Below are 15,367 nucleotides of genomic sequence, written 5' to 3'. Positions count from 1 at the left end.
GGATGCCATGATCTGGTGCAGGGATTTGCTGCTGAGGGCCTTGATGCTGGGCATGCTGCTCTTCGTCGTGGGCGAATCGCTGTCCTACTGGGCGCCGGAACTCAAAAAACTGCTGGCCTGGCGCCCTTTCTGACCGCTTAGCCTTCGCGGCCATCGACCCTGGCGCGCCACAGATAAGGCGCATACACGCATGCATACAAGCCAAAGGCCAGCGACCAGCACGCGCCCGCGGCCAGCAGCAGCGGCATGGCCAGCGTAGCGGGACCGGCGGCGGCCAGCAGGCGCGCCAGCGCGCCCAACTGGATCAGCCAGTACATCGCCGCTTCCGCCCGGCCGCCCTTGAGCGGACGGCCCGTATGGCCCAGCGTGGTGCGCGTCATCATGCCGATGATCAGGCCCGCCATCGAGCCCACCGTCAGCGCGTGAAATGCGGCGCTGGCCGGCAGCAGGCCCAGGCTGGCGGCCGCCAGCAGGGCAAAACCGACGCCTATCCACGCATACGACAGGTGCAAAATCCACAGCAAGGGCACGCGCACCGTGCGCTGCGGCTGCCAGGCCAGCAGATTGGCCAGCGACACGCCGGCAGCACAAAAGGCCAGCGGCGCCGTCAGCCAGGCCGGCGCGCCGGCCAGCCACGCGATGGCCGCCGCCGCCATGCAGGCCACGGCGACCAGCGCCCGCTTCGGACTGGCCACGGGCGAGCGATTGGGATTGATATCGGGTGCGCCATTGCGCGTAAACATGGGGATCACGCGCGCGCCGATCACCGATTCGATCAGCACGATGATGAAGATGGCCGCCTGCACAGGCACGAATAGGGAGAACGTCAGCCAGCCCAGCACGGCCGCGTGGAACAGGCCATTGGCCAGCGCCAGCAAGGCCAGCAGACCGACGAGGAACAGGTTGCGCGTATTGCCCGAGCGGCGCAGCACCTGGTACAGGGGCCAGGCGGCCAGCGGCAGGAAGATCCAGTCGACCAGCGCCGGCAGCAGGCCGGGGCCGCACAGCATGGCCACGCGCCCCGCCAGCCACAATGCCGCCAGCGCCATCAGCTGCACGCCGTGCGGCGTGGGCAAGCCCGTCCAGTTGCGCCCCGCCGTATACAAAAACCCCACGACGACGGCCAGCGCGAAGCCGAACACCATTTCATGCATATGCCAGCCCAGCCCCACCTGCAAGCCGCCCGTCAGCCAGCCCGCATAGCTGGCCAGCCACAGGGGGATGCCGAGGGTCGCAAACACGGCCGCCAGCAGATAAAACGGGCGGAAACCCAGCTGCCAGACGGCATGGCGCGCATGCCAGGGCGCGGCGCCTGCCGTCGTGGAAGGTGGGGAAGGTTCGCTGATCGGGGTAATGGCCATAATGGGCTCGCTTTTAAAGATATATTCAATATACTACTTTAAAAGTGCAAGGAGATCCATCGGCAAAAAGGACTAGAGGGAGATATTCGCCATGGGGTCTGACCCGGCGGGTCAGACCACGACTACTCGGCTACTTGCCCTGGCGGTGCTCGACCGCATACACGGCCGCCTGCACGCGGCTGGTGAGGTTGAGCTTTTTCAGCACGTTCTGCACGTGGATCTTGACCGTGCTCTCGGCCAGGTCGAGGGTGCGCGCGATGCCCTTGTTGCTCTCGCCGCGCGACAGGCAATCGATGATTTCCTTTTCGCGCGGGGTGAGCTTGTCGAGTTCCGACACGGGTTCCTCGCGCCGCGTACCCGCCTGCAGCTGCGCCACCAGCTTGCCCGTCATGGCTTCGGCGATGACGACTTCGCCGGCCGCCGCGCGGCGAATGGCGCGCACCAGGTAATCGGCATCGATATTCTTGATCAGATAGCCGCAGGCGCCCGCGCGCAGGGCCGTCGCCAGGTCCTCCGCGTCTTCCGATACGGTGAGCATGACGATGGCCGTGTCGGGGCAGTCGTGCTGCATCAGCTGCAGCGCTTCCACGCCCGACATGCCGGCCATGTTCAGATCCAGCAGCACCACGTCGGGCTGCAGCTGGATGGCGCGCTTGATGCCTTCCACGCCATCGGCCGCCTCGCCCACCACGGAAAAATCCGTGTGCCGCTGCAGCAGCGAGCGTATGCCGCTGCGGAACAGCGCGTGGTCGTCCACCAGCATGACGGTGATCGGTGTATCGGGTGTCTCCATTTTTTATACTTTCAGGTAGTTACTCAGGCGGCGCGGCGCTGTTCGCGCGACAAATGCAGTTCGACGGTCGTGCCGCCACCGGGACAGGCGTGCACGTCGAACGTCGCCTCGATGCGCTGCGCGCGCTCGCGCATGATATGGATGCCGACATGGCTGTCGCCCTTTTCCAGCACGGCGGCAGCATCGAAGCCGACGCCATTATCGCTGATCGTCAGGGTAAAATCCTGGTGATCGGCGAGGCGCACTTCGACGTGGCTGGCCTGGGCGTGCTTGCGGATGTTCGACAGCGCTTCCTGCACGATGAATAATAACTGCAATTGCTGCTCGCGGGGGAATGGCGCGCCGTCGACGTCAGCCAGCAGATCGGCCTCGATGCCCGTCTGGCGGCGGAATTTGTCCACCGCCGCGCGCAGGGAACCGATCAGGTCGTCCTCCATCAATCGGCTGCGGAAATTGGCCAGCAGTTCGCGCACGTCTTCATAGCTTTCCTTCACGCCCGCATGCAGGGCCGGCACGATGCCCGCCACCTCGTCGAAACGGGCGTTGCGCACGGAGTCGTCGAGCATCTGCACTTGCAGGTTGAGGAAATTGAGGCTTTGCGCGATGCTGTCGTGCAGGCCCTGGGCCACCAGGTTGCGCTCTTCGGAAATGGCCATCTCGCGCTCGCGCGCGGCCAGACGCAGGTTTTCCAGCGCGATGCCCAGCAGCTGGCCCAGCGTTTCCAGCAAGGCCAGCTCGCGCGCGGAAAACACGCGCGCATGGCGGAAATGCAGGTTGAAAAAGCCCAGGTGCTGTTCGTGCGCATGGATATGGAAGACGGAGACGGTGGCAAAGCCTTCGCGGTGGCATTTCAGTTCATGCGCGCGGTCGATGCGGCGCATGTCGTGCACCTTCGCCACCTTCATCTCGACGGCCGTGCCGCACAGGCAGTCGCCCACCTTCAGGCAGTGTTCCGACGCCACCAGTTCTTCCGACAAGCCCGTATGCACGACCATGTGCAGGTTGCCCCGCTCGGCGTCGAGCACGCGCACGGTGGAGCCGTCGGCCTCGAAATAGTCGACGATGCGCTGCATGAAGCCGCCGCAGATGTCTTCCAGGGGCTGCGGGCGCTGCAGGAAAGCGGCGCTTTCGTACAGCAGCGCCAGTTCGCGGTTGCGGTACTCGAGCGTGGCCGTCTTGCTGCGCACGCCCTCTTCCAGGTTGCCGTACAGCGCCTGCAGGCGGTCGGCCATCTGGTTGAAGCCGCTGGCCAGCTGGCCGAATTCGTCATTGCTCTCCACGGCAAGGCGCACGCTGAAATCGCGCTCCTTCATGCGCTGCATGCCCAGGCGCAGCCGCGTGACCGGTTCGATGATGAGCATGAACATCAGGTAAATCATGCTGACCGTGCCGATGACGGCCATGCCGACGAGGATCAGTTGCGAGGCACGCAGCCAGAAGGTGCGCTGCTCGCTATCGTGCTCGATCAGGCGCACCAGTTGATCGACCTGGCCCACGAAGGTATCGGCGTCGCGCTCGAACTGGCGCGCCTGCGCCGTGGAATCGGCGGCCAGGGCCGACGGGCGCAAGGCGCCGCGCCAGGCAGTGCCGATGCGTTCGAATTCAGATTTGATGGCCGTGCTGGGCGGCAGGAACAGGGGTCGCTGCGGGTCGCCATGGCCGATCTTGGCCAGGGTCTCGTCGATCAGCAGCACTTGCTGGCGCGCCTGCTCGCGCGCGTCGCTGGCCAGCAGCAGGGTCAGGCGGTAGGTCTGCATGCGCAGCCGGCCCGTTTCATTGATGGCGGCAGAACTGCCTTCGAGCTGCCACGACAAAAACAGGGTGCAGCCGATGGCGCTCAGGGCCAGTACCAGCATGAGCAGCAGCGCGCCGACGATCTTGGTCGACAGCTTCTGCCAGGAGGAAAACATCGCCTTGAATTTCATACCGCCCTTGAATGTAAATGCAAACTGCCTCAGCCGCCCGTCTGCGCCATGAACCTGATGATTTTATCGGGCTGCGTATTGAAATCATGCTGCTGCGGCTTGAGTTCGATGGCGGCGCGGATCGCCGCTTCGATCTCCGCATCCGTGGCCCCGCCGCGCAGCATGGGGCCAAGGGCGAATTTTTCTTCCTGGCCCAGGCATAGATACAGGGTACCATCGACAGACAGGCGCACGCGGTTGCAGGTGGCGCAAAAATGCTGCGACATGGGCGTAATGAAACCGATGCTCGAACGGCCATCGGCTGTCGCCATGTAGCGCGCCGGCCCGCCACCGAGTTCCTGCGCCTGCGGCACCAGGCCAAAACGGGCCGCCAGGCGCTCGCGCACGGGCCCGAGCGGCATGTAGCTGGCATTGCGGCCCGTACTGCCCATGGGCATGGCTTCGATCAGGCGCAGGATGAACTGCTGCTCGATGCAAAACGCCGCCATGGCCTCGATCTGGCCGTCATTGACGCCGCGCATGGCCACCATATTGATCTTGATCGGGTCGAAACCGGCCGCCTTGCCCGCCATCAGGCCATCGAGAATCGGCTGCAGGCTGTCGCGCCCCGTGATCTGCTGCATGCAGGCACGGTCGAGCGAGTCGAGGCTGACGTTGATGCGGTCCACGCCCGCCGCGCGCAAGGCCACGGCGTGCTTGCCCAGTTGCGTGGCGTTGGTCGACAGTGACAGATCGTCCAAACCGGGCAGCGCGGACAGCCTTTGTGCCAATTGCGGCAGGTTGCGCCGCAACAGCGGCTCGCCGCCCGTCAGGCGCACGCGGCGCGTGCCGAGGCGGACGAAGATGCCCATCAGGCGCTCGATCTCGTCGAACGTCAGCCAGTCCTTCGGCTCCTCGAAGCCGCGAAAACCCTTGGGCATGCAGTAACTGCAGCGCAAATCGCAGCGGTCGGTGACGGACAGCCGCACATAATCGATCGAACGGCCAAAACGGTCCTGCAACTTGACGCTACCCATGACGCTACTCCTGATTCTTCCGTGATTGTAAAGGCTGGGACACGATCTGGCTGTGCCCCAGAAGGCCTAGCGGCCTACGCCTTTCGGCCTACGCATTTCTACTTACTGAACCAGCGGACTGGCCGTGCCTTCGACGCTTGCACCTTCCAGTTCGATGCCCGCGATCTCGGCGCGCCCCACCAGCAAGTGCAGATACTGGTGTACGGCGCGCTGCCACGCGGCGCGCGACAGGCGGTCGGCGATCTGCGCCTGCACGGCCTCGTAGGCGATGGCCTGGCCTTCGACACGCCGCAGCACTTGCACGATGTGGTAGCCGAAGCGCGTTTCCAGCAAGTGGCCGGCCAGCGCGCCCTCTTCCAGGCGGAACAGCAGCGCATCGAACTCCGGCACGCTCTGGCCCGGCGACAGCTGGCCCAGATTGCCGCCCAGGGCGCCCGACGGGCAGTTCGAATACTGCGCCGCCAGTTCGCCGAAGCGCTCGGGCGCCAGTTTCAAGGCGTCGAGCACGGCTTGCGCCGTCGTGCGCAGCAGCTCCAGAGGCGCCTCGGGCGTCACCTGGAACAGGATGTGGCGGGCCTCGACCAGCGCCCCGCTGCGAAACAGCTGCGGGCGCTGCGCATAAAAGGTGCGGCAAGCCGCATCGTCGGCGGGCGGCACGCGCACTTCCTGCGCGAACAGCGCTTCGATGCGGTCATCAATACTGCCGCCCTGCACGCCCAGGCGGTCGGCTTCGTCTTGCAGCAGCCGGCGCAGCACCAGTTCATGCACGGCCTGTTTCAAAGGGTTGCCGGCACCATCGTGATGCGGCAGTTCCTGCGCGATGTCGGCATCGTCGATATCGATGCCATTGACGGAGATTCCCATGATGTGACTCCTTTCTTAGCGGCGACGAACCAACTGGTAAGCGCGGCCCAGGTAACCGATGGCGCCAAAGCCGCTCCACACGTGCACCAGGCGGGTGAACGGGAAGATGACGAACAGCGACATGCCCATGAACAGGTGCAGCTTGAACACCAGCGGCGCATCGACGATGAAGCTGGCCGCGTCACCGCGCAAGGTCACGATGTGCTGCGCCCAGTTCATCAGCAAGACCATCATGTGGCCATCCATGTGCGAGGCCGAGACGAAGATCGACGACAGACCCAGCAGCAAGGTCAGCAAGATCCACAGCATCACCAGCTTGTCGCCGGCCGTGGTGACGGCGCGCAGCCGGTCATTGGAAAAGCGGCGCACCAGCAGGATCAGCAGGCCGACCAGGCACAAACCGCCCATCACGCCGCCGGCCGCCATGGCCACGCCCTGCTTCAGGCTGTGCGACACGCCCAGCGTATCCCACACCCAGACGGGGGTGAGCAAGCCGGCCGCATGGCCGAACAGCAGGCCGATGATGCCGATGTGGAACAGAATATTGCCCAGGCGCAGGCTGCCACGGTGCAGCAGCTGGCTGGAATCGGACTTCCACGTATATTGCTCGCGGTCGAAACGGATCAGGCTACCCAGAAAGAAGATGGCCAGCGCGATGTATGGATAAATGCCATATACAAATTGATGCAAGTAATTACTCATGATGTACTCTCCTCATGCGGGCGCAAGCGGCCAATTAAGCAGCGCGCCGCGGCTGCGGGTGAAAATGCACGGGATGGACGCCGCCCGGAACTTGGCCCGGACCTTGGCGCAGCAACGGCTCGACGCCGTCCGCACCGGGACCAAAGGTTTCCAGCGCTTCATCCATGTCGCGCACCGGCGGTTCGGCCAGCATTTCCGCCGCCACGGGGCTCAGGCGTTCAAGCACCGTGAAGACGGGCGCGTACGGGCTGCCGTTGGCCGTCAGCTTGCGGCCGATGTGCGCCAGCACGTGGACGGCGTCGCCCAGCAGCGGCGCCGAGACTGCCTCGTCGAGCTGTGCCAGGAATTCCAGGAACAGCGGCACGAAGTCGGGCAAGTCGTCGCCCACCATTTGCAGGCCGTGGCGCTTGTATTCCTCCATCAGGTCGACCATGGCCTGGCCCCGGTCGCGCGATTCGCCGTGGATATGCTCGAACAGATGCAGCGAGTGCGACGGATTGCGGTCGAACGTGGCCACGTACTGCTGCTGCAGGTCGATCAGGCTGCTGCTTTCCAGGTGCGCCAGCAAGGGCCGCAGCAGCGCGTGCTGCTCCGGCACGGCCGCCAGCGCGGCGTCGAGCTGCGGCAGGTGCGCGATCAGCTCGGGCTCCGGATACAGCAGCAGGCGCGAAAGGATTTGGTAGTGATGCATAGCGTGTTCCATATCAGCTCCTTAAGCGCCTGGCGCCGTTTTGCGCGACTTCGGCATCTGCATGAAGATGGCCGAACCGTGTTTTTTCTTGCCGAACAAGGTCGGTTCGCTGGTGCCGTCCGAGCAGCCATTGCCGAAGCTGAAGCCGCACGAACCCTTCTCGTTGAAGCTGTCCTCGGCCATTTCCTTGTGGCTGCTGGGGATGACGAAGCGGTCTTCGTAGTTGGCAATCGCCATGATGTGGTACATGTCCTCCACCTGCGCCTTGGTCAGGCCCACCTGTTTCAGGACCGTGAGGTTTTCCACCTTCTCGACGGTCTTGCTGCGCATGTAGGCACGCATGGCCAGCATGCGGTCCAGGGCCGTGACGATGGGCGGCTGGTCGCCGGCCGTCAGCAAATTGGCCAGGTATTGCACGGGAATGCGCAGGCTTTGGGTGTCCGGCAGCATGCCATTCACGCCCAGCTTGCCCGATTCGGCGGCCGCCTGGATCGGCGACAGCGGTGGCACGTACCACACCATCGGCAAGGTGCGGTATTCGGGATGCAGCGGGAACGCCACTTTCCACTCGACGGCCATCTTGTAGACGGGCGACTTGACGGCAGCTTCCAGCCAAAGATCAGGAATGCCCTGGCGGCGCGCCTCGGCGATGATGGCCGGGTCGTGCGGATCGAGGAACAGGTCGAGCTGCGCCTGGTACAGGTCCTGCTCTTGCGGCACGGAGGCGGCAGCCTCGATCTTGTCGGCGTCGTACAGCAGCACGCCCAGGTAGCGGATGCGGCCCACGCACGTTTCCGAGCACACGGTAGGCTGGCCCGCTTCGATGCGGGGGAAGCAGAATGTGCACTTCTCGGCCTTGCCGGACGACCAATTGTAGTAAATCTTCTTGTACGGGCAACCGGAGATGCACATGCGCCAGCCGCGGCACTTGTCCTGGTCGATCAGCACGATGCCGTCGTCTTCGCGCTTGTACACGGAGCCGGATGGGCACGACGCCACGCACGTCGGATTGAGGCAATGCTCGCACAGGCGCGGCAAGTACATCATGAAGGTGTTCTCGAACGTGCCGTACATCTCCTTCTGCATGTTGTCGAACAGTTTATCCTTGCTGCGCTGGGCAAACTCGCCGCCCAGGTCATCTTCCCAGTTCGGACCCCACTCGATTTTTTCCATCTTTTTCCCCGTCAGCACGGAGATCGGACGGGCCGTCGGCGGCGTCTGCGACAGCGGCGCGCTTTGCAGGTGCTCGTAGTCGTAGGTGAACGGCTCGTAGTACTCGTCGATGGCGGGCAGGTTCGGGTTGGCGAAGATATTCGCCAGAATCTTCAAGCGGCTGCCCTGGCGCGGCTCGATCTTGCCCGCATCCGTGCGGCGCCAGCCGCCGTTCCACTTGTCCTGGTTTTCCCACTGCTTCGGATAGCCGATGCCGGGCTTGGTTTCCACGTTGTTGAACCATGCGTACTCGACGCCGTCGCGGCTGGTCCACACGTTCTTGCAGGTGACGGAACAGGTGTGGCAGCCGATGCACTTGTCCAGGTTCAGCACCATGCCGATTTGCGCTCTGATTTTCATACTATGCTCCTTCTTCCTGCAACGGGCCTTCGAGCCAGTCGACCTTGTTCATCTTGCGCACCAATACGAATTCATCGCGGTTGGAGCCCACCGTGCCGTAGTAATTGAAGCCGTACGCCAGCTGGGCGTAGCCGCCGATCATGTGCGTCGGCTTGGGCACGGCGCGCGTCACCGAGTTATGGATGCCGCCCCGCTTGCCCGTCATCTCCGCGCCAGGCACGTTGATGATCTTTTCCTGGGCGTGGTACATCATCGTCATGCCGGCCGGGATGCGCTGGCTGACGATGGCACGCGCCGTCAGGCTGCCATTGACGTTGAAGACTTCGATCCAGTCGTTGTCGACGATGCCGGCCGTCTGCGCGTCCGTCTCCGACAGCCACACGTGCGGTCCGCCGCGCGACAGGGTCAGCATGCGCAGATTGTCCGAATACGTGGAGTGGATGCCCCACTTCTGGTGCGGCGTCAAAAAGTTCAGCGCCAGTTCCTTGTTGCCGTTCGGTTTGGTGCCCAGCAGCGCTTCCGTCGTCTTCGTGTTGATGGCCGGCTTGTAGACGCACAGTCCCTCGCCAAAATCGCGCATCCACAGGTGATCCTGGTAAAACTGCTGGCGGCCAGTCAGGGTGCGCCAAGGGATCATTTCATGCACATTCGTATAGCCAGCCGTGTAGCTGACTTCTTCGCTTTCCAGTCCCGACCATGTGGGCGAGGAAATGATCTTGCGCGGCTGCGCCTGCACGTCGCGGAAGCGGATGCTGTCATGCTCGCGCGGCTTGGCCAGATGCGTGTGCTCGCGTCCCGTGATGGACGACAGCGCGGCCCAGGCCTTGACGGCCACGTGGCCATTCGTTTCCGGCGCCAGCGTCAGGATCATCTCCGCCGCGTCGATGGCCGTATCGAGGCGCGGCTGGCCCTTCGACACGCCTTCTTCGAGTACCGTGCGGTTGATGCCGCGCAGGATCTCGACTTCATGGCCCGTTTTCCAGGAAATGCCCTTGCCGCCGTTGCCGATGGTTTCCAGCAGCGGCCCGATCGAAGTGAACTTCTTGTAGACGTCGCGGTAATTGCGCTCGACCACCGTCATGTTCGGCATGGTCTTGCCGGGAATGGCGTCGCATTCGCCGGCGCGCCAATCCTTGGGATCGAAAGGCTGGCCCAGTTCGCCCGGCGTGTCGTGCATCAGCGGCGTGAGGATGATGTCTTGCTGGGTGCCCAGCAGCTCGCCGCCGATTTCCGAGAATTTCTCGGCCAGCCCTTTGTAGATTTCCCAGTCCGACTTCGATTGCCACAGCGGCTGCACGGCTTCGGACAGCGGGTGGATGAACGGATGCATGTCCGACGTATTCAAGTCATCTTTTTCATACCAAGTGGCCGTCGGCAGCACCACGTCGCCATACAGGCAGGTGGTCGACATGCGGAAGTCCAGCACCACCAGCAGATCGAGCTTGCCTTCGGCGGCCGGGCGCACTTTCACCTGTTTCGGCGTGATGCAGTCGTCTTCGTCGCTGAGCAAGCCGTTCTGCGTGCCGAGCAGGTATTTCAGGAAGTACTCGTGGCCCTTGCCCGAGCTGCCGAGGATATTCGAGCGCCAGACAAACATATTGCGCGGGAAGTTGGCAGGGTTATCCGGGTCGTCGCACGAAAACTGCAGCTGGCCCGCCTTGATCTGGTCGAGCGCATATGCGGCCGGCTTCTGGCCTGCGGCGGCAGCGGCCTTGGCCACTTCCAGCGGATTGGTTTGCAGCTGCGGCGCCGATGGCAGCCAGCCCATGCGCTCGGCCTTGGCGTTGTAGTCGAGCAGCGTCAGGTCGCCCGTGCCACCGGCCGCCGATGGCGAGGCGATGTCGCCCGTTTCCAGCTTTTCGTGGCGCCATTGGCTGGTGTGCGCATAGAAGAACGAAGTGCCGTTCATCTGGCGCATCGGCCGCACCCAGTCCTGGGCGAAGGCCAAAGGCGTCCAGCCCGTTTGCGGACGCAGTTTTTCCTGACCCACGTAATGGGCCCAGCCGCCGCCGGACTGGCCGATACAGCCGCACATCATCAGCATGTTGATGATGCCGCGGTAGGTCATGTCCATGTGGTACCAGTGATTCAGGCCGGCGCCCACGATGACCATGCTCTTGCCGCGCGTCTGGTCCGCGTTTTCCGCGAACTGGCGCGCCACGGTGATGACGTCGGCGCGTTTCACGCCCGTATGCTTCTCTTGCCATGCGGGCGTGTAGGGCACGTCGTCGTCATAGCTTTCCGCCACGTTTTCACCGCCCAGGCCACGGTCGATGCCGTAGTTGGCCAGGGTCAGGTCGAACACGGTGGTGACCAGGGCCGTCGTACCGTCGGCCAGGCGGATGGTTTTCACCGGTACCTTGCGCAGCAGCATGTCGGACGCGTCCTTGCCGCCGAAGTAGGCGAAGCCCACTTCCGTGACGGCGTCGCTGTCGTTGATCATGGACAGCATCGGCACGATGGGTTCGCCGCTGCCGCCGGCCTTCTGTTCCAGATTCCACTTGCCCGACTCGCCCCAGCGGAAGCCGATGGAGCCGGCCGGCGCGGTAATGGCGCCCGTGGTTTCGTCGATGACCAGGGTTTTCCATTCCGGGTTATTGGTTTCGTCGAGGTTGTTGTCCAGGTGCGAAGCGCGCAGGAAGTAGTCGGGCACGAGGGTACCGTTATGCTCCTTGAGCAGCACCAGCATGGGGAAGTCCGTGTACTGGCGCGCATAGTCGCGGAAGTAGGCGCTCTGCCCTTCCGAGTGGAATTCCTTGAGGATGACGTGGCCCATGGCCAGCGCCAGCGCGGCGTCCGTGCCCTGCTTGGGCGCCAGCCAGATGTCGCCGAACTTCACCATTTCGCCGTAATCGGGAGAGATGGCGACGGTTTTCGTGCCCTTGTAGCGTACTTCCGTGTAGAAGTGGGCATCCGGCGTGCGCGTCATCGGCACGTTCGAGCCCCACACCATCAGATAGGTCGAGTTGTACCAGTCGGCCGATTCCGGCACGTCCGTCTGTTCGCCCCACACTTGCGGGCTGGCCGGCGGCAAATCGCAGTACCAGTCATAAAAGCTCAGGGCCACGCCGCCGATCAGCGACAGATAGCGCGTGCCGGAGGCATAGCTGACCATGGACATGGCTGGAATCGGCGAGAAGCCGACGATGCGGTCCGGGCCGTATTTCTTGATCGTCAGCGCATTCGCTGCGGCGATGATTTCATTCGATTCTTCCCACGTGGCGCGCACGAAGCCGCCCAGGCCACGGATGGATTTGTATTGCTGCGAGCGCACGGGGTCCTGGCTGATCCAGTCCCAGGCGGTGACGGGGTCCATGGTCTTGCGCGCTTCGCGCCACATTTCCATCAGGCGGCCGCGCACCATCGGATACTTCACGCGCTGGGCCGAATACACGTACCAGGAATAGCTGGCGCCGCGCGGGCAGCCGCGCGGTTCGTGGTTGGGCAGGTCGGGCCGCGTGCGCGGATAATCGGTTTGCTGGGTTTCCCATGTGATCAGGCCATTCTTGACGTACACCTTCCAGCTGCAAGAGCCGGTGCAGTTCACGCCATGCGTGGAGCGCACGATCTTGTCGTGCTGCCAGCGCTGGCGATAGGCGTTTTCCCAGGTGCGGTCTTCGTCGACCACGGTGCCATGGCCGTTCGAGAACGGCTCGGCAGGCTTGCTAAAAAATTTAAGACGGTCCAGAAAGTGACTCATGCTACCTCCACATTGCGCCGCAGGAGCGGCGCCAGGTCATAAAAACGCTGCAAGCAGGATGGCTCAAGCGTCGATACAAACAGTCTAGCGATGCGCCGTGCCCGGCGGTATTGGCAAGAAGTCGGTTTCCGGCACCAGGAATGCATAGGCGCGTAGTCACCCGGATAGTCACTATTGCCTATGGGCGCCGCGACCGTGCTGCGGTATACCTGTCGTCACCGTTCAATACAGAGAAAGAGCACCATGTCGATTACCGATTACGCCAGCCTGCTGCGCAGCGCCCGCGACCAGGAACAGCCGCAACGCCTGCTGTTCACCTTTACCCAGGCACAGGCACAGCCTGGCGGCCAGGGCAAGTCCCTCACGCCCGTGATGTGCGCCGACAAGCTGCCCGATGAACTGGGCAGCTTCGAGACATTGATGGAGGAGTCGAAACAGATGCAGACGCACTGGGACGTGGTCTTCGTGGGGGGACTGGCGGGCCAGGGCGGCCAGCCGCCCGCCGCGCAGGAATGCGAAGCGCCCCTGCGCGCCATGGTGACGGCCATCGAGCAAGGCCGCATCGACGGCCTGCTGGCGTTTGACCGCAGCGGGGATTTGTTACGTTTTAGCTGAGTCCGGCCAAGGGCGCTCATGCAAATGGCGCGCCCTTTCAATTGGGCAGACCAGCGGCAAAAACTGCTGCTGGCGCGCCGAATACGCCATCAGCGCGCCGCTGTCGATATCGAAATACCATCCATGCAATTTCAACACCCCCTGCTCCACCCGGCGCTTCAGCCATGGGTAGGTGAGCAGGTTGTCGAGCGACTGCAATATGCTGGCCAGCTCGCACGCATGGTGCTGTTCTTCCGATGAGCGGTGCGCCAGCTCGCGCCGCACGCGCTGCGCCACCGGTTCGGCGATGCGCATCCACTGTCCCACGAAGTCCGTTTCCTGCCCTTCCGCGCGCGGCTGCGGTTCCAGCAGCGCGCGGATGCCGCCGCAGCGCGCATGGCCCAGCACGATGACCCTGGCCACTTCGAGCTTGCAGACGGCAAACTCGATGGCCGAGCTGACGCCAGGCGGCGCGTCCGGGGTACACGGCGGCACCAGGTTGGCGATATTGCGCACGACGAACATGTCACCCGGGTCGCTGCCCGTCAGCAGCATGGGGTCGACCCTCGAATCGCAGCAGCCGATCAGCAAGGTCGTGGGCCGTTGCCCGTCGCGCAGGCTGTCGTACAAGGTCTGCGGCTCGCTGAAATACTGCTGCTGAAACAGGCTGAAGCCGTTGACGAATTTTTCCAGTTCTTCCATGACTACCTCTTACTGTGTTCAACGCCGGGCAAGCAGGACTTGCCCGGCGTTCTGACGCTAACTAGCAAGGCATCGCCGCGTTCTTGCGCGCATAGCACCACCAGGTGATCGCGATGCAGCTGACATAAAAGCCGATGAAACACCACAGGGCCGCGTCGGGGCTGCCCGTCAGCGCAATCGAGGTGCCATAGCTTTTCGGGATGAAGAAGGCGCCATACGCGGCCACGGCCGACGTGAATCCCAGGACGGCCGCGCCTTCCTTGTTGGCGTCAACGATGGCTTGCTCCTGCACCGCCTTGCCCTTGCCGGCGGCAGCGCGCTGGTGCTCCGTCAAAAAGATCACGGGGATCATGCGGAAGGTCGATGCATTGCCGATGCCCGTGCCGGCGAACAGCAGCATGAACATCCAGAAGAAGCCGCTGAAGCTACCGCCAACGCCGCCTTGCGGCATGAAGTACAGCACGCCCAGCACGGCGGCAATCATCAGCAGGAAAGACCACAGGGTGACGCGGGCGCCGCCCAGTTTATCGGAAATCACGCCGCCGGCCACGCGCGACAGCGCACCGACCAGGGGGCCCAGGAAGGCGTAATCGAGCGGATTGACGTCGGGGAACTGGATCTTGATCAGCAGCGGAAACGCGGCCGAATAACCGATGAAGGAGCCGAAGGTGCCCGTGTACAGCCAGCACATGAGCCAGTTGTGCTTGCGCTTGAAGATCACGGCCTGCTCGGAAAAAGAAGCTTTCGCCGAGGCCAGGTCATTCATGCCGAACCAGGCCAGCAACGTCGACAGCGCGATGAACGGCACCCAGATGAAGCCCGCGTTTTGCAGCCACATGTCCTTGCTCACGCCATTTTTCACCCAGGTAAGCGAATCGCCGCCCCAGGCACCGAAGACGGCAAACGTGATCACCAGCGGCACGACGAACTGCACCACCGACACGCCCAGGTTGCCCAGGCCCGCATTCATGCCCAGCGCGAAACCCTTGCTTGCCTTCGGGTAGAAAAAGCTGATGTTGGCCATCGACGAGGCGAAATTGCCGCCACCGAAGCCGCACAGCAGGGCCAGGATCAGCATGGTCGGATAGCCCGTGTTCACGTCCTGCACGGCCAGGCCGATGCCGATGGCGGGAATCAGCAGCGAGCCCGTGGAAATGGCCGTCCAGCGGCGCCCGCCGAAAATCGGCACCATGAACGAATAAAAGATGCGCAAGGTGGCGCCGGACAGGCCCGGCAAGGCCGTCAGCCAGAACAGCTGGTTGTTACTGTAGGTGAAACCGATGTTGGGCAGGTTGACCACCACCACGCTCCACACCATCCACACGGCGAACGCCAGCAGCAGCGCGGGAATCGAAATCCACAGATTGCGCGCGGCCGTGGACTTGCCCGTGTTTTGCCAGAAGCTGGGGCTTTCCGGCTCCCAGGTATTGATCATATAGCGGCTGAT

13 protein-coding genes are annotated in these 15,367 nt (G+C 63.5%); 2 read left to right on the top strand and 11 right to left on the bottom strand.

Features of this window, described 5'->3' with window-relative positions:
• Positions 1-7: 7 nt before the first annotated feature.
• Positions 8-133: a hypothetical protein gene (locus CLU91_RS28665; protein WP_269800621.1), complete on the top strand. Its 126-nt coding sequence runs from the start codon at positions 8-10 to the stop codon at positions 131-133.
• Positions 134-137: 4 nt separating this feature from the next.
• Here the strand turns inward: CLU91_RS28665 and CLU91_RS02430 are convergent, their stop codons facing one another.
• The 9 genes from CLU91_RS02430 to CLU91_RS02390 all read right to left on the bottom strand — a co-directional run bounded on the left by CLU91_RS02430 (position 138) and on the right by CLU91_RS02390 (position 12,624).
• Positions 138-1,361 (bottom strand): NnrS family protein, encoded by a 1,224-nt coding sequence (locus CLU91_RS02430; RefSeq protein ID WP_100872830.1) that lies wholly within the window; start codon positions 1,359-1,361, stop codon positions 138-140.
• 130 nt (positions 1,362-1,491) lie between these two features.
• On the bottom strand, positions 1,492-2,154 hold the full coding sequence (locus CLU91_RS02425; RefSeq protein ID WP_100872829.1) for a response regulator: 663 nt from the start codon (positions 2,152-2,154) through the stop codon (positions 1,492-1,494).
• A 23-nt stretch (positions 2,155-2,177) separates the two neighbouring features.
• A complete protein-coding gene (locus CLU91_RS02420) occupies positions 2,178-4,064 on the bottom strand; it encodes a type IV pili methyl-accepting chemotaxis transducer N-terminal domain-containing protein (RefSeq protein ID WP_332870880.1) in 1,887 nt (628 codons plus the stop codon).
• A gap of 44 nt (positions 4,065-4,108) precedes the next feature.
• On the bottom strand, positions 4,109-5,095 hold the full coding sequence (gene moaA / locus CLU91_RS02415; RefSeq protein ID WP_100872827.1) for a GTP 3',8-cyclase MoaA: 987 nt from the start codon (positions 5,093-5,095) through the stop codon (positions 4,109-4,111).
• 102 nt (positions 5,096-5,197) lie between these two features.
• Positions 5,198-5,959 (bottom strand): peptidylprolyl isomerase, encoded by a 762-nt coding sequence (locus CLU91_RS02410; protein ID WP_100872826.1) that lies wholly within the window; start codon positions 5,957-5,959, stop codon positions 5,198-5,200.
• A 15-nt stretch (positions 5,960-5,974) separates the two neighbouring features.
• Entirely contained in the window at positions 5,975-6,661 is a 687-nt protein-coding gene (gene narI / locus CLU91_RS02405; protein WP_100872825.1) for a respiratory nitrate reductase subunit gamma, read from the bottom strand.
• Between the two features lie 34 nt (positions 6,662-6,695).
• The gene (gene narJ, locus CLU91_RS02400; RefSeq protein ID WP_035818394.1) at positions 6,696-7,352 is read right to left on the bottom strand and encodes a nitrate reductase molybdenum cofactor assembly chaperone; all 657 of its coding nucleotides are present in this window, start codon (positions 7,350-7,352) and stop codon (positions 6,696-6,698) included.
• Between the two features lie 21 nt (positions 7,353-7,373).
• A complete protein-coding gene (gene narH / locus CLU91_RS02395; protein ID WP_034781611.1) occupies positions 7,374-8,924 on the bottom strand; it encodes a nitrate reductase subunit beta in 1,551 nt (516 codons plus the stop codon).
• Position 8,925: 1 nt separating this feature from the next.
• A complete protein-coding gene (locus tag CLU91_RS02390; RefSeq protein WP_100872824.1) occupies positions 8,926-12,624 on the bottom strand; it encodes a nitrate reductase subunit alpha in 3,699 nt (1,232 codons plus the stop codon).
• 243 nt (positions 12,625-12,867) lie between these two features.
• Between CLU91_RS02390 and CLU91_RS02385 the strand changes: the two genes are divergently transcribed.
• The gene (locus CLU91_RS02385) at positions 12,868-13,239 is read left to right on the top strand and encodes a ribonucleotide reductase subunit alpha (protein WP_100872823.1); all 372 of its coding nucleotides are present in this window, start codon (positions 12,868-12,870) and stop codon (positions 13,237-13,239) included.
• On the opposite strand, the gene CLU91_RS02380 is transcribed toward CLU91_RS02385, so the two are convergent.
• Both CLU91_RS02380 and CLU91_RS02375 read right to left on the bottom strand, forming a co-directional pair.
• A complete protein-coding gene (locus tag CLU91_RS02380) occupies positions 13,225-13,920 on the bottom strand; it encodes a carbonic anhydrase (protein ID WP_100872822.1) in 696 nt (231 codons plus the stop codon). The two genes, CLU91_RS02385 and CLU91_RS02380, sit on opposite strands and share 15 nt — an antisense overlap.
• A 61-nt stretch (positions 13,921-13,981) precedes the next feature.
• Entirely contained in the window at positions 13,982-15,367 is a 1,386-nt protein-coding gene (locus CLU91_RS02375) for a NarK family nitrate/nitrite MFS transporter (protein WP_100876543.1), read from the bottom strand.

Source organism: Janthinobacterium sp. 64, assembly GCF_002813325.1.
Taxonomy (GTDB): domain Bacteria; phylum Pseudomonadota; class Gammaproteobacteria; order Burkholderiales; family Burkholderiaceae_D; genus Janthinobacterium.
The sequence above is the reverse complement of the archived record's forward strand: the minus strand, read 5'-3'. Positions and strand labels throughout refer to the sequence as shown.

Coding starts and splice junctions, on each gene's coding strand:
- CLU91_RS28665 (WP_269800621.1), top strand. CDS start 8: ATGATCTGGTGCAGGGATTTGCTGCTGAGGGCCTTGATGCTGGGCATG.
- CLU91_RS02430 (WP_100872830.1), bottom strand. CDS start 1,361: ATGGCCATTACCCCGATCAGCGAACCTTCCCCACCTTCCACGACGGCA.
- CLU91_RS02425 (WP_100872829.1), bottom strand. CDS start 2,154: ATGGAGACACCCGATACACCGATCACCGTCATGCTGGTGGACGACCAC.
- CLU91_RS02420 (WP_332870880.1), bottom strand. CDS start 4,064: ATGTTTTCCTCCTGGCAGAAGCTGTCGACCAAGATCGTCGGCGCGCTG.
- moaA (WP_100872827.1), bottom strand. CDS start 5,095: ATGGGTAGCGTCAAGTTGCAGGACCGTTTTGGCCGTTCGATCGATTAT.
- CLU91_RS02410 (WP_100872826.1), bottom strand. CDS start 5,959: ATGGGAATCTCCGTCAATGGCATCGATATCGACGATGCCGACATCGCG.
- narI (WP_100872825.1), bottom strand. CDS start 6,661: ATGAGTAATTACTTGCATCAATTTGTATATGGCATTTATCCATACATC.
- narJ (WP_035818394.1), bottom strand. CDS start 7,352: ATGCATCACTACCAAATCCTTTCGCGCCTGCTGCTGTATCCGGAGCCC.
- narH (WP_034781611.1), bottom strand. CDS start 8,924: ATGAAAATCAGAGCGCAAATCGGCATGGTGCTGAACCTGGACAAGTGC.
- CLU91_RS02390 (WP_100872824.1), bottom strand. CDS start 12,624: ATGAGTCACTTTCTGGACCGTCTTAAATTTTTTAGCAAGCCTGCCGAG.
- CLU91_RS02385 (WP_100872823.1), top strand. CDS start 12,868: ATGTCGATTACCGATTACGCCAGCCTGCTGCGCAGCGCCCGCGACCAG.
- CLU91_RS02380 (WP_100872822.1), bottom strand. CDS start 13,920: ATGGAAGAACTGGAAAAATTCGTCAACGGCTTCAGCCTGTTTCAGCAG.